We start from the raw sequence: 20,251 nt of genomic DNA on the forward strand, positions 1-20,251 counted from the left end.
ACGGAGACGGTATTTGCTTTCTATTCTTTCGCATAAGTCTCTGGCAACGTCACATATTTTTAGATAAACGTCTTATATGGAATATATGGCCAAGAATGATTAGATCATGATCTGAAAAAGCGATGGCTTTATCTGACGTATAAATCATTACAGCATCAAATGTTCTCCTGAAAATTAGATACATTCATATATCCCCTTATGACGCTCTGGTTAATGGGAGTAAGTTTATTCATTCATAACCCGTGCTGACTAATGGAGTAGGGATCAAAGACAGAAGCGGAGTCATGAATTATTGGGGGTGAGCTAGCCAGTGAAGAGGTTTCTTAGGTCGGGTGAGTGTTGAGGGGGATCGCGACGTACATCTAGAAAATCAGGGAGCGATTAGACTACAGTGCCATCGGATAGAGTTGTGGTCACTATAAAGGATATAGGCAATGAGGCACCGAGACGCTGACAGCGTAGGCGATGCGAGTTACTGAGAGAGCTTCGAACTCCGTGTGACTGCTGTCTTCATCCCCCGTAAAGAAGAAATGACAGTGCTCACTAGGAGACGTCAAACGTAACTGATGACGTTAGGTGCTTATTGATAGCTCACCAATCGGTGAGCTACCTTTTATAAGCGTTTACTTTGACGGTTCATCGTCTCTTTCAGTGAGAGAAGGATGATAACTTTACTAGGCACTTTGTTCTATGAAGAAGCTTGATAGGTGTTCTCTAGATACTTCCTTGACGTCTTTCCCACTCTTTAAGCCGAGGACGTCGGACTTTAACTCGTCATCTCCTATAACAATTAAGTAGTTGCACTTCATTTTATACGATTGTCGCACACGATATCCTACGCTGTTGTCAGAGTCGTCGATGATACAAGCAATCCCCATGGCGCCTAATTGCTCCTGTAGCTCGTGACAATAGGCTTGATGCTCAACGGTTAAAGGCACAAGAACCACTGCATATGGGTTGAACTGAACGGGTAATCTTCCTTTGTAGTGTTCGAGCAAAATGGCGATGAAGCGCTCTAATGACCCAAGAGCCGCCCTATGGAGAACGACTGGGTATTCGCTATCCCCAAGCTCGTTGATAAATGAACTATCAAACTTTTCCGATAAGAAAAAGTCCAATTGAAACGTTCCGCATTGCCAATGCCTATCTAATGAATCTTTCAGAGAAAACTCCACTTTTGCGCCATAAAACGCGCCTTCTCCCGGGAGGAGTTCATAGCCAATACCAAGTTCATCTAAGCCTTCTTGAAGATACAACTCAGATCGTGACCACAGTTCATCCGAACCAATTTTGTTCTTAGGCCTAAGAGAGATTTTCACTGATATATCTTTTCGTGAAAAGCCGAAGTGTTCGTACATTTCAAACAGCATAGCGCAAAAGTGCTTTAGCTCGTCCTTGATTTGCTGTTCCTGACAGAAAATGTGTCCATCGTCCTGATTAAAGGCTCTTAGTCTAAACAGTCCATTGAGAGAACCAGACGATTCGTTTCGGTGACAAAGGCCAAATTCAGCTATGCGGTAGGGTAATTCTCGGTATGAGCTGACCAGTTCGTTAAACATGGAAATGTGAAAAGGGCAGCTCATAGGTTTGACGGAGAGATTATGCTCTGGTACGTGAAACATGTTCTCTCCATACTTTTCGTTATGCCCTGAAGTCGTCCAGACTGAATGGTTTGCCAGCACGGGAGAACGCACTTCATGGTAACCGTATCTCTTTTGTACTGAACGGATATATGCTTGAACTTTTCTGTACAGCTCGTGCCCTTTGGGATACCAATCAACCATACCTGATACCGATTCTGAGATATCAAATAATTTTAACTGCTTGCCGATTTTTCTATGTTCATTAATCATAATGACCTCATTGTTAAGTTTCTGTGTATATGTGATATGAAAGAAAATAAAAAAGGCTGACAATTCGTGTCAGCCTTTTTTTAAATAAAACTAACACGACACATTAAGTAATGGTCGTGGTATTTTGATGAAAATTTCTACGATTAATCATTATAAACATTACATATCTTATGTTGTTTTGCGTTAAGGTGATTTTTGTGTCTTTATAATTTAATTAATAACATGATTATTAAATTTTTGTATTTATAGATATTACACTGCTTTTAATTTTACGATTCAGAAGTTTTGATTCCTTATTGCCTTAAATATATGAATGTTTTGACAATAAAAACAACGATTACTCATAGTTTCAATTTGAATAAATATGTGCTTACGATTATAGAGTCTTTATAAATCCTATGTGTTCACTGGGTTGTTGAAAGGCCTTTGATCACGGTATATAAGATATTTCAGAATCTAAAGCTGACCCCAAAAGACGCAATCATCTGATTGCTGTCATAAAATGTAATATTGGATTCGGATCCTTCATACCCCGTAAAAGAGATAAACGAGATATTACCCAATCGCATAGGATTTTGATATTCATAGGCTGCGAATAATTTAAGCTCCTTATCTTCTCTCGTCATATTGTAGATAGGATGAGTGTCCTCATAGTTCCTATTAGCATATCTGCCCGTCAATGCGAACTGATGTTGGCCAAACCTATGAAACAACGAAAGCTGACCACTAGCAGAATCAAACGATTGGGCTGAACCGTTCGCCTTAGAAACGGTGTAAATGTAGGACGGCACTATGAGCGTCGTTCTGCCAATTGGGATACGAATGCTGCTTTCTAATCTCATTATGTCGGCATCACGAGCGAGTGCACTTGCGTTATCTACATACCCTGAGTCAAGACCCGATCGTTCATCATCAATATTCTTCTGCGCGATCGCCCCATCTAAAGTTAAACCGATCGCAGTGATGTTGGACAATCTAATCCGATACGCACTACCTCGTTCGTCAGTTTTCTGCCTAGGTTGCCCCACAACAAATGGATCCATCCATGTCTCTCCTGCCATAACGGTAGGGAGATAAGAGACATCAACCTCCATGCCGTTCAACAATATCTGTTTGTATCCGATTTCTAACGCTAACGTACCAATAGCAATGTCTGATCGAGAGGTACCTGCATAGACTTGTTTATCTAAACCCTGCCCAAAGGTAAACGCGATGTTACCTAACGGAAGAAGAAGCGAATCGTTTATGCGTTTTGGTGCCTTTTCTATGTTGTCTATCGTTGAGTGAGCTCGAGTACTTAAATTGGATTCCGACGAAACGTACGCGAAATTCAAAGATAGCTCACCACTGAGTCCGGCACGCTTAGATGTTTGTTCCGATGCAGCAGACGTTTGGGTCAGTGAAATGAGTGCAAAAATGATCTGGATACTGCGCATATAGAATTCTCCAAATGTGGCGTCGTGAATTGGCGCTCTAACATTGAGGTAAGGCCTCAGGTGGGAAATATAAATAACAGTCATTGAATGGTTAATTAATATTTCTCTTGGCGATGAATATTGCTTAGCTAGGATGGAACATCATTTCCATATCACTTTCAAGTTCAGACACGTCTTAAGTCATTGATGGCAGGTTAGTTGCGTAATTTGTCGAGGTTGATTCTGTTGCCAATGAACGCATCTTGTATATTTACACAGAAGTAACTGAACGAAGTCAGCCATTGTTCAACTGCGTTGTAGCTGTGAGTGGTTTGAACCTTCATGTCATTGGGGTACAGGTTTAGAAATGAACTGGAGTAATTGAGCCTGAGACGGGATCAACCTTAATTTGAAGGTTGAACCGAATTAGAGAAGAAAGGAGTTCTGCCACGATGTTAGGCGTAAAGCAACTGGGTTTAAAAAAGATTTTATTACTGTCAGTAATGATATTGGTGGGATTCTCGGTCTCTGGAGTTGGTACCGTACTTTATTACAAAGAAAAATTACTGCTAACGGAGATGCTCAAACTTGAAACCGAGAGTTATGTTGAAGCACAAGCGCGCAATATTGAAACTCTGATAAACGAGAAAGTTGATGGGGTCAACAAGCTGGCTCAACAGTACAAAACTAAAGAATTCATTGGCAATGCCGAGCAGATCATCGAGCAGACCCATTTTCTCGCGAATGCGATGAACTTAAACAGTGCAGTATTGGCATTCGAATCGGGGGATGCATACTGGAACCAAGTTTCAGACAATTGGCCCGATCACAAGTATGCTGGAGATGTGACTCAACGCAGTTGGTACCAAGATGGTCGGCAAGCACCATCCGTTACGGTGACAGAGCCGTATACGACAGATGGGGAAGTCTTTTGGTTGACGATCATTGAAAAAATTAAAGGAGGCACTGTTTCCGTTGATATGAAACTCGACTTTCTCAATGATCTTGTTGAAAAATCGAACGTTAATCCCGATTCGGTAGCATTTATCCTTAATCATGACGCGACGGTCTTAGCATCTTCGTCAGACACACTTCGAGCCGGTGAGAGCGCTTATCGCGTCGACTGGCTGAAAAGCGCGGTAAAACGAGTCGTGGGTGAAACAAGCTCTGTAAGTGACTATCAGTTAGATGGGAAAGATAATCTGCTCTTTTCTCACCGGGTCAAAGCGGGTGATAAAAACTGGTATTTTGTTGTTGGAGTCAATAAATCACTTGTGTTTTCGAAGCTTGAAAGTGCTAGGAACGATGCCATCGTATTCTCCATTATTTCAATACTCATATGCGTTGCTCTGAGCTATGTACTGATACAAGTATTGTACAAGCCAATTTTAACACTGAAAGAGACGATTATTAATCTCTCAAGTGGTGAGGCGGATCTGACCGCGCGGTTACACATTGATTCAGATGATGATGTCGGTGATATTGCAAGGGGAGTCAACTGCCTGATCGAAAACTTACAGCAGATGATGATTGATATTCAAAGTGCGACTTCAGCGTTGAAGTCCAACGTCAGTAGAATGAGAAGAAATTCTGAACAGAACTTAGATATGTTGCAAAGGCATGTGTCTGAAACAGAACAGGTAGTTACAGCGATTGAAGAGATGGCGGCGACCGCTGAATCTATGGCCAGTGATGCTGTAAACACAGCGAGCTTAACCCATCAAGCGAAAGAGGCCAGTTCGCAGTCGCGGCAGATCGTAGAAACCTCTCAGCACACCGTGTCTGGATTAATCAGTGATGTAAACGTGTCCTCAGGGCATGTACGGAGGATGAGCGAGGAAACGCAAAGTATCAATGCAATCTTAGGGGTCATCGGAGAAATCGCTGAGCAAACGAATCTACTTGCACTTAACGCGGCAATTGAAGCTGCACGAGCCGGTGAGCAAGGACGCGGATTTGCGGTGGTTGCCGATGAGGTAAGAAGCTTGGCGAGTCGGACCAAGGACAGCACTAACAAAGTTGAGATGGCAATAGAGCACTTGTCGAAAGGTACAAGTGCTGTCGTCAAATCAATGGAAGATACTAAAAGTCGTTGCCAGGATACCGAAGATGGAGCTAGCCGAGTAGCGGCAAGTTTGGACCAAATGAGTGATTTCGTTGAAGGCATCGCAGATTTGAGTGTTCAGATGGCGACTTCAGCTGAGGAGCAAAGCAGTGTGACGCAAGAGCTGAGTCGCAATATGTCCGTGCTCGGTGACATTGTCGGGAAACTGGATGAGAGCGGGCACAGTGCGTTGAGGGATGCGAAAGACGTGGATGAAGTGAACAGCCAGCTCATGATAATGATTCAGCGATTCAAGTTTTAATTAAGCTGTGAGATGGAGGCGTAATTAGTATCGAACTGCACTACAAAAATCGGGTAATGAAGAGTCATTGATATAAGGAGTGGGATGTTGTTTGCCCTCTAGCTTGGATAAGAGGGCATTCCGCAACATGGTCGAGTATGAACGTATTTATGCAGTCAGTATACATAAGCTGAAACACCGTCGAATGATTGTACGGGGCAGAATTAGCACAGTTGTCATCCTTTCTAGTGGTATATAGATGTCACTGATTGTCTGCAAGTCATGTGAACTATATATAGGCAATGTGGTTTCTAATTGTGACAGGGGTTCTCTGTTTGCCCTACAAGTATCTCCATAGCCTATTATTTTTTGTTTAAACACGGAATGTATATAGGCAAAAATAAGTAAAGACAGTGAACAGCGACATGTTCGCGTAACAGGTATGGAACCCAACCCTCTCTCCGTGTAAAGTCAGCTAAACCACGCACGACAATCACAAGTTTGACTAGACGCTATCTTAATTAACCAAAGTCGTATCTCGCGGATTTCTTTGTACTCTCCTTTCCGCAATCTACCCCTTGTTTCAGGGGGGCATAATTCGATAGATGGGGAAAACAATCCACTGTGTCATGTATGTAAAAATCGGTCGTACGACTTTCTGAAAATCGCCGAGATCACACCTACGAGCTGGAGATATGATACGTGTATATCGATTTGGTGTCTTATAAGGAATGATCGTTGCCCACGTAAACTGCACCGAGATATAAAGGGTAACGCGAAAATATTAATAATATCAGCAGCGTTTTCTGTGTGCGTTTTGCATGCAATGGTGGAAAAAAGAAAGCCACTTAACAGAGGTTAGTGTAATTAAAACCATGTATGAGGAACAGCGCTGAATCTACTTTTAGTCCCCGTCTTACGAGCCTAGTCTTAAACGCTAAACGCTAAACGCTAAACGCTAAACGCTAAACGCTAAACGCTAAACGCTAAACGCTAAACGCTAAACTTAAGACTAGGCAGAGCAGGGTCGCCTTCATTCCTGTCATGAAGGCATATTTTAGGGGGGTGATAATAGGGCTGACATAACTTGTTCGCCATGGTATACAGTCTGATACTTCGTTTGACTTGACGGCATCAACACATTGCTATGAATTAAACGTCTGACACTATTTGTAAAGGCGAGTGCGAATTCTTGATATCAAACGTTCAATTTGTTTTTGTTCAAGTTACGAGCAAATACGGTGCTGATAATTAGAGAATACAGCTTTGATATGAATCGAGCTCTTTTCCCTACTGTTTTTGTCGACACATTCCACAGTGGTCGAGGGTTAAACTCCAAGACTTCTTGTTCAATGTACTGTGCCCATTCGAGGCCAACCACTTTTTCCACGGCTTTTAAACCTGCTACATAAGAACCGACCGCTGGCCCTGCAGAAAATATGTTTCCGTCAGCCAAGAACTTTTTATCTGTCTTTTTGACTCCGATATTAGGTAATACTGATAACTGATGGTAATTAGTGGTGACGTTTTTGCCTTTGAACAACCCAGTGGCACCAACTAAAAACGTCCCTCCACAGACCGTTATGACGGCAGACCAGCATTTCTCTTGGCGTAAGATGAAATCGAGAGTTCGTTGATCGTTTAGATATTTGGGGTGTGTCATTCCGACGATTAGCACATCCAGATCCGGACAATTGTCATAAGTTACGGTCGGTAAAAACGCGGGTCCCTGGTTGAAGATTGAGCTAGACACTCCCTCGCTGTCAGAGACGTAAAACATTTGGCTGTTAGGAATGCTGGAGAACACTTCCGCAGCTCCAACTATATCAGGTAAATAAATATCACTTGCAGCGAATACGCCGACGTTCAAAGGGCGAGGGGTGTTAGGTTCGGCGAGTCTAGTAGCGTCCGGTTTTGGGTAATGAGCATGCGCCTCATATTCAAGATAGAACTCTGAGAATTTACTTAACCAAGTTCCGTGAAGTAGGCTCAATACAGTGTTGGTCGCTTCAATGGCTCCGGATGAGTGACTTGCGGTCACCAAGTGCCCATCCGTTACCACTCCTTTATCATCACACACGTTGACAGCCAGACTCTTTAGTATGGCTTTCGACTCTGTGTCTGCTGTGACTTCCAGGTCTGCAATCACATCGGCATCATGCAATGCAAGTACGCCACTTGCTAGGCCGATAATGTACTTCACATGCGGGACTTGCGTCTTGATAAAGGCCACCAGATTCGCGTGGTTCTCCGAGTCTTTATCTACACCAGACACGACGAGAACATCCAGTTTTGGGCAGGATTCAAAAGACGTGTCAGCGACAAGGCTGAAACCTGATCTGCTGCAAACTGCGCCTTTTTTCTCGGCAACAAAGTACACTTTGTTGAAGGGATGAAGCCGAAAAATTGTCTCCGAATTGACCACATCAGACATTTTGCAGTTAGGTGTGAGTGTGTATCCGATTTTCATATGTAATAACTCTTTATTCGAAACGCTTTATTGAAAATAGAAATATACAAAAACCGAGATAAAGGATGTTAGGATTCCGTAATCCAAAAATAGGACAATTCAATCGTCTTTAGGCAGTGTATTTGAGTTATCAGGGCTAAGTAGGCTTATTGGAAAATTGCTTTTTCCTAAATTCCGAAGGTGTCATGCCTTCCTGTTTTTTGAAGAATCGACTGAAATATGACAGATCTTCAAAACCGAGCTGGACGCCGATAGTCTCGATCGATAAATCGGCGCGATAGAGAAGATATTTCGCTTCCGTTATCTTCATCCTGTGGAGGAGCTGGCTAGCGGATAGGCCAGTGACAGATTTAACAGATTTGTTTAGATGGTTTGGTGTCATTGACAGCCTTAGCGCGTAATCGGAAGCCGAGTATTTTTGGTTGATAGTGTTTGCGATATCTTTCTTGTATCTTCGAACAATATCCACAGCCGAAACTTTCCTATCGTTATTCATGTCATGGATGCTTTCAAGTTCCAGAAGTAGCGTAATCGTATAGGCATTCACCAGGATTGAGTTACTATGAGGTTGAGCGTACTCATAGTAAATTCGCGTAAAAATATTCTTAATAAACTCAGCGAAATCTCTTGTCAGTGTATATTTTGACTCACTCCATGTGCTGAGGATTTCGAGGCTAAAAATTAAAGAATGATCGCCCATTGCTCCTATGAGACCATCTCCCTTTATAAGATACGCCATACCTGAAATGTCATCACTGGCAAAGATTATAGAATGGGGCTTATTCGGCTGGACTATTAATAGTTCACCTTCTATCAGTATCGCGTCTTGGTGGTCAATAGATACGCTAAGTTTTCCTCTTTCGATCAATAAGATAAGCACATCCTGTTGCTTGCATATCGGTGTCGGTAGCGTCGTTGCACCAAGGTATTCAGTCAGGGGTACACATAAGTATTCTGCTTCGGATTGAGATAGGTGTTTGGCAAGTTCGGATGACTTTTCAATCATAGCAATGGCATAGTATTGTTGTGTTTGGCATTTAGCCTATCATAGACCTTGCAGGATCTGCACTGGACCATACTGTTTGTTTTGGCGCCAGGGGTGACGTTATTTGGTGATACCCTTTCTCTCTTGTTTGATCTGCCTTGCCCACTTATTCAAAGCATCGTTCTTCAGTGGCTTCGCTCGTTTAGTAACTTTGCTCAATAGCAAGTTGGGCTTCTTCAAGCTTACTTTCTGAACTGATTACTCCTCTCGTGAACTTTGGCATCGTTCAACTTGATGAGAGACGTATTGAGACACCTCTAAAAAGGTGATTACATTCGCTATGCCACCACAAATACAGTCTTTATTTGTCGGTGAGTGAGGCTTATCTAGAGAGGTATCCATGGGTTTCAAGCCAATGGATAGCGTTTACTAATCCATCCTCTATATTTAACTGCTTTTCCAGTTTGGCAGCGTACCTCTGATAACTTTTATTAGTAGTTAGGTCAACTAACGCAGGAGTAAGTGTATCAACGTTTAAGTGTTTTTGTTTTATCGGTTTAGGGCCAAGGTTATTGTTGTATATCGTTTTTCCCCAAAATGGTTGATCTGCAAAGAAAGGGCAGATCAAGCTGGGTTTTCCAGCCTTTAACCCAGCCATAGTAGTGCCTGCTCCCCCATGATGTACAACAGCTGCGACTCGTGGGAATAGCCAGTTATGAGGAGCACTGTCGATGATGAGCATATTCTCTGGTACCGCTTCTAACCCTCCCCATCCGGTCGCGATAACCGCACGTAATTTGGCCTTAGATACAGAGTGAATAATTGTTTGAGTTAATTGTTTTGGATCTCGCCCCGCCATACTTCCAAAGCCGATATAGATCGGAGCTTGGCCGGACTCAAGAAACTGAATTAATGCCTTTGGTGGTTTATAATCATCTTGGTCGATACTTAGGCTCCAGTTTCCTGTCAGAACCGCATTCTCTGGCCAATCAGTCGGCCTTGATACTAAATGTTGGCTAAATGCATGTAGTCGAGGGACCTCTTGACGATCACTTCGATGAAATACACCCGAGTTTTTCTCCAATGGCTCAAGATGCAATAGAGTTGCCCGCAGTTTGTTTAGCTCATGAATGTATTGACGATATCCCATGTCGATCAATCTATAGCTGACTCGATTTAAACATCCACCGAGATCAGGCAGCCCAGCAGGGGGAAACGCCTTTGTTGGAACAATCATTGGCTGGAGCAAGGCCATAATGGCAGGTACACCAAGCTTATCTGCAAGAGATACTGCGGCGAGCGATTTGGGATGGAAAATGACCAGGTCTGGCTGGGCTGCAAACCCTGCTGCAATTGAATCCGCCATCATTTGGTGATTGATAGATTTAGCTGATTTAGTCAGTTGGTAAATTGTTTTTACAGCGCTCATTGGATTACCTAGCTTTTCCATCACACCGCCATCAGCCAACTTAAACAGATCATCCGATAGTGGATGATGGATTAGACCATATCTTTCAATGAGTGATTTGAAGCGCAGCGCGGCACATAGGTGCACGGCGTGCCCACGAGCAAGTAAGGCTTGACCAAGTGCGATAAAGGGCTCAACATCTCCACGAGATCCGATCGTGACGATCAATATGTTCATAGAGAAATCCTGAAATGGATAAGTATAGACACAAGATTCTACCTGAGCGGTACGGTTTGACAATGTAAGGTTAACTGGTTTCGTTCATGAGTCTCAGCATGGATAGACACTGAACCCGACCTTGAACTGAAAATGCCGTTAGCCTTCAGTCACGACTGTATAATACTTTACAGCGCCACCTTTAATTATGTCATTGATGTTGTGGTTTATTGTGCTTTGTTCGTAGTAAAGTTGATTCATGTAGTTTGTTCCAACCCAAACAAAATTAGGGTTGATAGGTAAAATATGTATCCCCTTTAGAGCATTCTTGTAAAAGCCATCTGATAAGCTAAAATTCCCATTTTTACTCTCGAGCAACGTCCAACTCATACCTTTAAGTTTACTCATCCAAAAGAAAAACAATGACTGTAAAGCAATTTTAACTACTTGCCTTTCGAGGTGTTGGCTCGACCTATCTGAACTAGCATAAATGATCGGTATACCACCATCCAACATATCTAGTTCACTTTGCTCCAATTCATCTTTACTCAACTCAAAGTTTAAATTAGTTAATAATGATGGATCGTTGGAAGGACGCCCCATCCACGAAATCTGTGTACGGGCAACAAGCATTGCATAATATTCCAGACATTCCTGGGAGAACTCTGATTGAGCCAAGTCTTGTATTTGGTCGATATAATTATTGAAATTGTCTTCATTTACCTTTAGAAGTTCTGCCTCTGTCCACTGATCCCACAACCTCATTTCACCAAATAAGTTGGCTTTAGGCGGTAATGTCTTAAAGTCTTTATTCTTTTTATCAAATATCCGGATTACCTTTCCATTTTTTGACCATTTCATTAAGTGCTTTTGAGGAACTATGTGCTGATTGATTGACAGTTTATTTGGGTTACTCTGTTTTTTACCAGTATCGGTAGTGATCGATATTGGCTTTTCATATATATCCTTTTTATTAGTCAATTTTAATACTCCAATACTTGGTATTTGCAAGAACGATAATGACCAAATACACATATCAATCATTTAATTGATTTTTTAATCAAAATTGAATCGTCCTTCATCAGTAATTCCATCTTCACGGTTTGCTATGAAATCACTATCAGCCTTTTCTTGCTCACCAAATGAAAACCAATCTGGATGAGCAGGGCGCAAGGTGATACATCACCCTCTTTGTGAATTTCAAGCTCATTAACTCCGTCAAACTCAAAATCTTTTGGCAAGCGCACCGCTTGATTCTGGCCATTTTAAAAAATAGATACTGTTCTCATAATATCCTATGTTAAGGCATTTGTTTAACATCTGGTCAGTATAAAACACGCACTACATATGTCAGGCATGCGCTATTATTTTGCCGCACAGTTTCTACCATTATTAACAACTGGTTTATTGATGTTCAAATAACCAAACAAAGACCGTTTGCACTTGAAAATGGTCAATAAAACGCCATATCTGCAATGGCTAAGCAAGCTTTGGACGTACTGTTGGAGATTTTTTAGTGCCCAAGGTGAAGTCTTTAACAGCAAAAATCGGATAAGGAACAGTGAAATGCCAACTGAATTTAGTTAACCCTTGCTAGAGTCGACACATCGCTGGACAAAAGCGTGTTAGGTGATCAAGATTCGCCGCTGCAGCGGTGAGAAGGTCGAGCTGGTGGCAGTCGGACAGGCAGGGGAAAGTGCCGAGCCGCTCAGTCAAACCTTAGTGCACATTGCCACGCGAGGCGAGAAATGGTTTTCATTGTCGAACCACGAACGTCAACAGCTTATTGAGGCGTTAAATCGGAGTCGGTGAGGCGACTAGACATCATCTTTTGTGATATTCGTAGCCTTTGGACTAAAAAGCTGTTCTACCGTTTTCATTGGTAAAAACATACGTATACGCCCATTATGCTCACACAAAACCTCAAAGCCAAACTTAGTATAGAATGCTTGTGCGGAGTCGGTAAGGCAGTCCACAATAATGGCATAAGCTCTCATGTGGTGATTCACTTCCCAAAGATACTTTAACGCTCGAATTAAACTGATTTTGCCTAATCCTGAGCCATGAAATTCTTTATGCACCGCTAGCTGAGCTAATAAAAAAACCGGAATGGGATATCTAGGCAACTTTTTCGCTAACTTAGCAGGTAAAGTTTCACGACTGATTGAACTAGGAGCAACACTGTAAAATGCGCAAATAGCATACTTCTGATTAAGCAGTGGTTGAGAGCTTGGTAAAACCACCGTTCGGCTGATGCCTGCTTGCATGTGTTTTGCTGCTTGCGTTTTTATAAATGTATTTAACTCTGATTCACCACAATCAAATGAGCTGCGATCATGCTTGGATTTACTAAGTTCAACGAACTCTTTTCCCCAACTCACTTGATACCACTCTCATTGGCCAATTTCGCTGCATCGAGCAAAGCTTGATTGGGAGCCTTTGCTTTGTCACATGCCATCATGAATTCATCGAAGACAGTCTCTTTGACTACGATACTTTCGTGCTGTTCAATTACCTGAGTGGCGTCTTCATCCATAAGTCTGACTACATACTCAGTAAGGCTTCTAAGACCCAGTAAAGCCGATGCTTTCTCCGCTTTTGCCTTGATCTCTTCGTCAAGGCGAATATCTAAACGTGCTGTTGCCATAAAATCTCCTTTGTACGGATACATTCCGTAATGATGAATATTGTAGAGCAAAGTTTGGATTTACACAATTTGTACGGATAATTTACGGAAGTAAAGAGTGTTCTAGTCCAATAGCTTTGGACACCTCGCTAAGTGAATTACAATCATCTAGCGAGGTAACCATGAGTAACAAGTAAAAGCGCACCGTTCATGAGTCTCACAGGAATTGGACGCACTACTCGTAGGGTTTTCTTTATCTGCTCACCGTTCCGTGCTCGTCGTAAACCAAAACGCCAACCCTTGCTTGAAAACCTCCCCAGAGTCGTTAGTCACCATGAGCAAGAGAGCATACATTGTCCGGATTGTGGTGATGAACTACATACCATAGGGGAAGGCATCTCCGAAAAGTTGATTTTTAGCCCTGCCAAGGTTGAAGTTGAGCAACAAGGGGAATTAACCGCCGTCTATCAAGCCTCTATGGCAACAACGGTTTTGCCAAAAAGCTTTGCCACACCAAGTCTCGTTGCCCAGATCACAGTCATGAAGTTTCAATATGGCTTACCGTTAACTCGCATCGAGTCGTTATTTGGTGATTGGAGTATTGATATCAGTCGTCGAACACTGGCTGACTGGAGTGTTCAGGGCGCGGAGATTTTAGAGTGTGTTTGGGCCCACCTTCGAAGCATCTGCTCTCCATGCAGACGAAACGCCTGTCAAAGTGATTAGCAGTGATAAGGGTAAAACCTACATGTGGGTGGTAGTGCTCTGGCACGGATGGTCCAGAACCGCCAATCTATAATGAGAATGCCCACAATACTGTGTTATGCGACTACCAAATGGGCCGTTCTCGGCAGTATGCTTGGATATCAGGGCTATCTGCATGTTGACGGTTACAAAGGTTATCATGATACAGCAGCCACTCGCGTAGGTTGCTGGGCTCACGCATGTCGTAAGTTTATTGAGGCACAGAAGGAGCAAGGTAATGATGAGGATGGCGGGCATATCGCGTTAACTCACATCAACACGTTTGCTATGCCTGTGCCAACGTTTTCAATGAAATCGGGACGATGAGCTTATGAACGGGAGCAACAAAAAACATGTACACTTTGCCAAATAGGTTATGGACATGCACCACAGTGGTGGCGTGTACTGTGATGCTATCGCCGCTGACGTCCAGTAAAAACGACACTCTGACATCAAGATGTTTATCGCAGTCTTCTAAGACAATTTCCGTATCACTCTTGCTGTGTAACGTGAAAATACCGATCCTCTCACCAACGCGAATGTTTGCGGCCTTTTCTTCGGACACCGCATCCTGAAGTCGGCCTAAGTGCTTTAAACCAAGCCGTGAGACGATGCGATTTCTCGTTGCCATTAAGAATGAAACCCAGGCTGGCGTTTGCTTCGCGATTTCAAGATAAACATCGAGTGCGGTCTGATTATTGTTGGGAATTTCGCGTGAAAAGCTATCAGCGAAATAAGCCCCATTGGCATAAGCAAACAACTTAGAATGTTTTGGAATTGACATAGTTTTCTCCTGAAAGGCACAACGCCCAACCCATACCACCGCAAAACCCAACGATGGCGTGAGAGAGGCCAAACGTGGGCAGTCACGCTTAAATGCCGGCTATGTGGTTCTGGGCGCAAACATTATGATTGCCATACCCAACATCGCGACCGAAACCCCAACGATATCCCATAAACTAGGACGAATGCCGTCAACAACCCACAGCCACAAAATGGCGACAAAAATGTAAACACCACCATAAGCGGCATAAACTCTCCCTGCTGCGGTAGGATGTAAAGATAACAACCAAGCGAACAGAGCAAGACAGAAAGCGGCGGGCACCAAAAGCCAAGCGGATTTATCTTCCTTTAACCAAAGGTAGGGTAAGTAACAACCGAGTATCTCCGCTACGGCTGTTACAACGAAAAGCCCGATGGTTTTTAACTCTAGCAACTGAATTTCCTATTGTGACGAACACCGGATAACGCTGCGTTAAGGGCAACGCTACGACTGAACCTAACCATACCATTTTAAACACAAAACCCAACGATAGAAGGCGCAATACCAATCAGCGTGATGGAAACCTCGGCACCACACCAGTTGCTCGTCAGTAAGATGAAGACTATGAAGCGCAGCATTCTACCTCTCTCGGACAGAAGGATGTAATGTCGAAAAAAAACGGTTCTGCCAAGCATGTGAAGGGGGAAGGGGTGACTGATTTGGGTATTTGGATGGTTTGGCCTGTGATATCGAAGATTTGGTTGGTGATTTTGACTGAATTTGCCGACAGGGAAGCACTGGGCTTTGTGATGACGACCTCAATCTCTGTCCGCCTCCTCGCTGGGGCCGGCGCGGCGTAAACGCTGATGGGGCAGATAAAGGGAGAGGGGCGCTCAAGATGAACCGTCGGTTTGGTACCAAAAATAGGGGGGGAGCGGCCCCCTTGTATCGGGTGGGTAGGCGCCTAGCGTCTTACTGCCGTGACGGTAACCTCAATCAGCACATCCCCCTCTAACGCAACGCCAAGACACGCTCGTTGAGGCCAATGCTCCGGGTTGTCCCCCAACCACTCACACCATACGCTGTCCATTTTGGGTTTATCGCCCATATTGGCAATATAGACTTGAGCGCTGACGATGTGAGTTTTACTGGAACTCAACTCCTCAAGATTTCGTTCAATCGTGTCTAGCGTCAGCTGGGTTTGGCCAACGATATCTAAGCTTGTGTCCGATGAGGTGGCGACCGTCCAAACCAAGTCTTTATACGCTGATGACTTATTTCGACCTTGATACAGGCCTCGACTGCGTTCTATCACTGTGTTCTCCATTCAGGCAAATTGCCAAGCGTGGGGCACCATGTTCCCCCGCTTGGCTTAATCGTGTCACGGTATCAAACCACTTCGCCAGTTTCATCCTCTTCAACCATGTCTTCTTCTAAACTTGCGTCTTCCAACCATTGTTGCAGTGAAGCGCTTGCCAAGACCTTGTGTTGATAGGCCCTCGCGCCCTCAGACAACGCAATGCCGTACGTTTGAAAGCGCAGCGCGACCGGCGCAAACATGGCATCGGCAATGGACCAGTCACCAAACAGCCAGCCACCTGGGTACTGCTTGGCTTGCTCTGACCATATTGCGTCAATACGCGCGATATCCTGCAAGGCGCCTTCACTTAACGCTACCTTTCGGCGAGCGCGAATGTTCATGGGGAGCTCGCTTCTTAAATCGAAAAAGCCCGAGTGCATTTCAGCTGCAATGGCACGGGCCTTGGCTCGCTCAACCACAGCACTTGGCCAGGCTTTGCCTTGCAGGTATTGCTCATTCACAAATTCCAAAATGGCAAGTGAGTCCCACACGGTGACATCCTGATGTATCAAGGCGGGCACTTTAGCCGTTGGGGTGACGCCCTCTAATGTTTTGTAGAATTCCTGAGTAAACAAGGTCAATTTGGTCACTTTCACGTCCAAATTGTATTGAGAGAAGATCAGCCACGCGCGAAGTGACCAGCTTGAGTAATTTTGGTTGCCAATAAACAGTTCCATCGAAGTCTCCATGCCGTGTGTGTTTGCGATTCTGTCCTGTTGGAAATCACAATAGCCGATTGCTTTTCAGCCGACTAACAGATAGTTTTGATGGATTGCTTCAATAAAAATGATGGATAGTTTTTATATGGATATCGACGCGCTACGAAGCTTTCTCGCTTTTGTGGAAACCGGCAGCTTCACGCGCGCCGCCAAGCAAATCAGCCGCACCCAGTCCGCGTTTAGCGCTCAAATGCGCAAGCTGGAAGGTGAGCTCAACGTGAGCTTGTTTGAAAAGGATGGCCGTAACCTCATATTGAGTGAGGCCGGATTGGCACTGCGGTCTCATGCTGAGCAGCTCGTCAGCCTACACAATCAAGCCCTCAAGCAAGTCAAACGATACGAGAACAAACGCCCGCTGCGCCTAGGCTGCCCAGAAGATTACAACGACACTATTTTACCCAGCGTCATTCGCGTGCTTCAGCAAGCCGAGCCCACATGCTCTATCCAGGTGTTTAGTGAGCCCAGCACCAGTCTGAGAGAGAAGCTCGATGAAGGCAAGCTGGACGCGGCCATCGTCACTCGTACGCCGGGTAGTGAAGAGGGCTACTGGCTCGCCAGCGACAAAGGGGTGTGGATCAGCCATCCAGATGGGAACGCAGAGGCCTCCCAGCCTGTAACGCTCGCCTTGTTTCAAACCGACTGCCAATACCACGCAGCCGCCATTGATGGCTTAACCAAAAGAGGCTCGTTGTATCAATTACTGGCCTGCTGCAATACCGCCTCAGCACAGCGCGCCATTGTTCGCTCTGGGATGGCCATTGGTGCAATGGGCAGGCTCAGTGTGACAAGCGATTTGAAGATCCTCGATAACATGCCACCATTGCCAGCCGTAGACATCGTCTTGCTTACCGGAATTGAGCCTCATCCCGTGTTAGATCAGGAATGCTTAACGCAGTTGCTTGAGATTGATGCCAGCAAAGGGCCATTGGGCTAACCACGGAGGCTAGCCCGATCTAAGAGAGGAGCCGTGAGGACAAGTCAGGAGGCGTTTCTTGAACAATCCGACGCTTGTGATGTGCATTGGGCTTGGATGACATTCAGGGTGTCTCTTGTACTGGTGTGCAGAAGGCTTTCAATCCCCAACGTCCTGGCCGCCTCCACATTTCGGGGAGTATCATCAATAAAGAGGCACTGCTCCGCTTTGACGTTGAGGCGCTTCATGACTCGTTCAAAAAACGCCACATCAGGTTTGGCGACCCCGATTTCTGAAGAATTGACGATGTCATCAAATGCTTGCTCTAAACCTGCGTGAGCAAGGTCGCGATGTAATCGGCTGGTCGCATTGGTGACCAAAACAAGCCTCCCGTGAGAAAGCAGGCTTCGGATGTTGTTCAGAAACTCATGGTCGATCTCGGCGTTGAGTGAGCGCCACTTGTTCACCAACTTTACCGCGGCATCGTCGCCATACACGCGCGATAAATCCAAGCACACATTGTCACACCATTCATCATGAGAAATCTGGCCCGTGATGGCGGGAAGCAAGTGCTGTTCAGAAAAGGCGCAGGCGAATAAAGGATTGCTGACAAGCCCCAACGTCGCGGCGTACTCTTCCATTTCGATATTGGGCCAGTGACGGATGACACCGTCAAAATCTATCAAGACTGTCTTTCTCACTTCACTCTCCATGTACATAACGCCTTTAGTAAGGGGTTCGCTATGATTCCACAAAGCACACTGAGCTCAATACCCAAAATGCGAAGTAAAACGCATGGCTCTGATGGCCTTGTTAGGTCATTTCTAGCGCACAATTTATTTCTTCAATATGAGTGCTGAGCTTATTTAGTGCGATATTTATGTCATCACAGGTGAGCGTATTTCCGTCAGATAAAACCATACGTTCTTTGTCTAAGTTACGATTAGCAGAGACATAATATTTATCTTCCCATGACTTTACACTCTGGTTGGGGTAACAATCTAATTGCATACTAAGTGTTTTCACAGACTCTAAGTCTTTGGAAGTAATATATGGAAAAACTCCAAGCCAAAAGTGTTTGTATATCTTGACCCACAAACCAGTAGGCCATGAATTCAGTCTTACATCGATATCGCAAGCTATTAAGTATTTGCTGTTTTCTTCATAGACGGTTTTAATTTCGAGATCACTCCGATATTGAGAGAAGGCTGCATCACTTTGTATGCGAGCTTCAATGTCAGAAAAACTTTCCTCAATTTTACGGCGGATACAATAATCATGTGCCTCAACCATATGCTTATAAGCCTCTTCATGCTTGCTAAAGATTTGCCAGCACAACTCTTTTAGTTCACTACTACCTGACATGTAACCCTCGATATGGCTAATAAATTGATTAATAAAACTTCTAGCCGATACATTGGCTTGAGATTGCACTAAGCTCAACTGATTCGCTATTTCACCATAAGACATACAATAAACGGGTACACTCGAGTTGGAATCGAGTGTCTCTGGTTGGTGTCCATCCGTTGTTAAAAAAACTAAAGCAACTCTCTGATTTGGGTAGCGGGAATAGAGTGTTTCTTGGTACCTAGCTATTTGTTTTTCTTGTTCTTTTGCCCAAACTTTATTTTCAATCGCTATTATCAATCTACTACTAGGGAATTCGATAACTAAATCTATGTTCTCGAGTTCTCTGAATACCCTTACATTATTGTCAGTCGCTGAAATTAATGCTGACAAAGGTAGAGGTTTACCATGTGCAAGGTTTAACTTTGCAAGACCTTTTATGAAGCTGTTCAAGAACGAAAACTGTAAACCATGTGGATAGGTAGGCTGAAGTAATGCAGCTAAGATGTTTGAATGAACATGCTCCTTACTCCGAACACCCATCACCTTGAAAAGGTCAAAGTTAGTTGAGTACGACGTTATTTCTGAAAAATCTTTAGAAAGAAAAAGTCGCTCTATTTTTTCTAATTCTGTATTCATTTCCTCTACCTAGTCATCACGATGATATTATTCCCAACGAGGATGCAAGACACACAATACAGCTACCGCTACATACCACATTAATCATTAACACTGGCGCAAAGTAAAAAATGTGTTGGGATTCACTCTCTAACACTTGGAAGTTCTCTTTTTTGGAAAAAATAACCTTTCTACCTTTCGTGTGCCATCTCGAATAATATCTGAGCCTGATTCTGACCACTGCAGATAATACCCCCCGCCAACAGATTTAGAACAGAAATGATTCAAGTTATTCGAACGAGATACCTCTAGCTTTACGGAAGTACCATCAAACATCAAGACTGAATGCCTCGACTTCGAAGGAACTTCCCATGAGCCTAAATAAGCGTCAAAGTAATCAACTAACGTATTAAGATCGGTAGTCCAAGCCAATTTACCTACTTCGTTTTTTTGAACATTTTTGTTAGAC

General features: G+C 43.9%; 19 protein-coding genes. 5 read left to right on the plus strand and 14 right to left on the minus strand.

All coding sequences use genetic code 11. The features are described 5' to 3' along the window. Positions 1 to 674 precede the first annotated feature (674 nt). Positions 675 to 1,853, minus strand: a complete 1,179-nt coding sequence (gene thrS, locus VIC_RS06375; protein ID WP_006958569.1) for a threonine--tRNA ligase — start codon at positions 1,851 to 1,853, stop codon at positions 675 to 677. 449 nt (positions 1,854 to 2,302) lie between these two features. Then, the gene (locus VIC_RS06380; RefSeq protein WP_006958572.1) at positions 2,303 to 3,289 is read right to left on the minus strand and encodes a DUF2860 domain-containing protein; all 987 of its coding nucleotides are present in this window, start codon (positions 3,287 to 3,289) and stop codon (positions 2,303 to 2,305) included. Positions 3,290 to 3,720: 431 nt separating this feature from the next. On the opposite strand from VIC_RS06380, the gene VIC_RS06385 reads away from it, so the two are divergent. Further along, positions 3,721 to 5,634 carry a methyl-accepting chemotaxis protein gene (locus tag VIC_RS06385; protein ID WP_006958576.1) on the plus strand — a complete coding sequence of 638 codons (1,914 nt, stop codon included), beginning with the start codon at positions 3,721 to 3,723 and terminating at the stop codon, positions 5,632 to 5,634. A 1,177-nt stretch (positions 5,635 to 6,811) separates the two neighbouring features. Here the strand turns inward: VIC_RS06385 and VIC_RS06390 are convergent. The 6 genes from VIC_RS06390 to VIC_RS06420 form a co-directional block, all read right to left on the minus strand. After that, positions 6,812 to 8,083: a DJ-1/PfpI family protein gene (locus tag VIC_RS06390; protein WP_006958577.1), complete on the minus strand. Its 1,272-nt coding sequence runs from the start codon at positions 8,081 to 8,083 to the stop codon at positions 6,812 to 6,814. A gap of 136 nt (positions 8,084 to 8,219) precedes the next feature. Beyond that, positions 8,220 to 9,089, minus strand: coding sequence for a helix-turn-helix domain-containing protein (locus tag VIC_RS26000; protein ID WP_006958579.1), 870 nt, complete (start codon positions 9,087 to 9,089; stop codon positions 8,220 to 8,222). A gap of 361 nt (positions 9,090 to 9,450) precedes the next feature. Then, positions 9,451 to 10,713: a glycosyltransferase gene (locus tag VIC_RS06400; protein WP_006958583.1), complete on the minus strand. Its 1,263-nt coding sequence runs from the start codon at positions 10,711 to 10,713 to the stop codon at positions 9,451 to 9,453. Positions 10,714 to 10,851: 138 nt separating this feature from the next. Then, positions 10,852 to 11,673 carry a DUF4238 domain-containing protein gene (locus tag VIC_RS06405; RefSeq protein WP_157622104.1) on the minus strand — a complete coding sequence of 274 codons (822 nt, stop codon included), beginning with the start codon at positions 11,671 to 11,673 and terminating at the stop codon, positions 10,852 to 10,854. Between the two features lie 836 nt (positions 11,674 to 12,509). Beyond that, positions 12,510 to 13,073 carry a GNAT family N-acetyltransferase gene (locus tag VIC_RS06415; protein WP_006958590.1) on the minus strand — a complete coding sequence of 188 codons (564 nt, stop codon included), beginning with the start codon at positions 13,071 to 13,073 and terminating at the stop codon, positions 12,510 to 12,512. Then, entirely contained in the window at positions 13,070 to 13,339 is a 270-nt protein-coding gene (locus tag VIC_RS06420; protein WP_006958592.1) for a type II toxin-antitoxin system TacA family antitoxin, read from the minus strand. Before VIC_RS06420 ends, VIC_RS06415 begins: the two co-directional genes overlap by 4 nt. Before the next feature lie 189 nt (positions 13,340 to 13,528). Between VIC_RS06420 and VIC_RS26005 the strand changes: the two genes are divergently transcribed. After that, positions 13,529 to 14,044 (plus strand): IS66 family transposase, encoded by a 516-nt coding sequence (locus tag VIC_RS26005; RefSeq protein WP_050778600.1) that lies wholly within the window; start codon positions 13,529 to 13,531, stop codon positions 14,042 to 14,044. A 78-nt stretch (positions 14,045 to 14,122) separates the two neighbouring features. Continuing rightward, positions 14,123 to 14,389 carry an IS66 family transposase gene (locus VIC_RS27250; protein WP_413788329.1) on the plus strand — a complete coding sequence of 89 codons (267 nt, stop codon included), beginning with the start codon at positions 14,123 to 14,125 and terminating at the stop codon, positions 14,387 to 14,389. Here the strand turns inward: VIC_RS27250 and VIC_RS06430 are convergent. Both VIC_RS06430 and VIC_RS06435 read right to left on the minus strand, forming a co-directional pair. Beyond that, complete coding sequence (locus VIC_RS06430) at positions 14,349 to 14,846, minus strand: DUF2867 domain-containing protein (protein WP_006958598.1); 498 nt, start codon at positions 14,844 to 14,846, stop codon at positions 14,349 to 14,351. The two genes, VIC_RS27250 and VIC_RS06430, sit on opposite strands and share 41 nt — an antisense overlap. A gap of 99 nt (positions 14,847 to 14,945) precedes the next feature. Next, on the minus strand, positions 14,946 to 15,278 hold the full coding sequence (locus tag VIC_RS06435) for a YnfA family protein (RefSeq protein ID WP_006958600.1): 333 nt from the start codon (positions 15,276 to 15,278) through the stop codon (positions 14,946 to 14,948). A gap of 212 nt (positions 15,279 to 15,490) precedes the next feature. Here VIC_RS06435 and VIC_RS06440 point away from each other — a divergent pair, with 212 nt between their 5' ends. Then, positions 15,491 to 15,685 (plus strand): hypothetical protein, encoded by a 195-nt coding sequence (locus VIC_RS06440; RefSeq protein WP_006958602.1) that lies wholly within the window; start codon positions 15,491 to 15,493, stop codon positions 15,683 to 15,685. 104 nt (positions 15,686 to 15,789) lie between these two features. Here VIC_RS06440 and VIC_RS06445 read toward each other — a convergent pair whose 3' ends face one another. Then, positions 15,790 to 16,140 carry a RidA family protein gene (locus VIC_RS06445; protein WP_006958604.1) on the minus strand — a complete coding sequence of 117 codons (351 nt, stop codon included), beginning with the start codon at positions 16,138 to 16,140 and terminating at the stop codon, positions 15,790 to 15,792. A gap of 74 nt (positions 16,141 to 16,214) precedes the next feature. Beyond that, a complete protein-coding gene (locus tag VIC_RS06450) occupies positions 16,215 to 16,862 on the minus strand; it encodes a glutathione S-transferase family protein (RefSeq protein WP_006958606.1) in 648 nt (215 codons plus the stop codon). A 127-nt stretch (positions 16,863 to 16,989) separates the two neighbouring features. Here VIC_RS06450 and VIC_RS06455 point away from each other — a divergent pair, with 127 nt between their 5' ends. Beyond that, positions 16,990 to 17,838, plus strand: a complete 849-nt coding sequence (locus VIC_RS06455; RefSeq protein WP_006958608.1) for a LysR family transcriptional regulator — start codon at positions 16,990 to 16,992, stop codon at positions 17,836 to 17,838. A 44-nt stretch (positions 17,839 to 17,882) separates the two neighbouring features. On the opposite strand, the gene VIC_RS06460 is transcribed toward VIC_RS06455, so the two are convergent. Both VIC_RS06460 and VIC_RS06465 read right to left on the minus strand, forming a co-directional pair. Continuing rightward, a complete protein-coding gene (locus VIC_RS06460) occupies positions 17,883 to 18,518 on the minus strand; it encodes an HAD family hydrolase (RefSeq protein WP_157622106.1) in 636 nt (211 codons plus the stop codon). Between the two features lie 112 nt (positions 18,519 to 18,630). After that, positions 18,631 to 19,803, minus strand: coding sequence for a PDDEXK-like family protein (locus tag VIC_RS06465; RefSeq protein WP_006958612.1), 1,173 nt, complete (start codon positions 19,801 to 19,803; stop codon positions 18,631 to 18,633). Positions 19,804 to 20,251: the final 448 nt, after the last annotated feature.

It is taken from the genome of Vibrio coralliilyticus ATCC BAA-450 (assembly GCF_000176135.1).
GTDB classification, from domain to species: domain Bacteria; phylum Pseudomonadota; class Gammaproteobacteria; order Enterobacterales; family Vibrionaceae; genus Vibrio; species Vibrio coralliilyticus.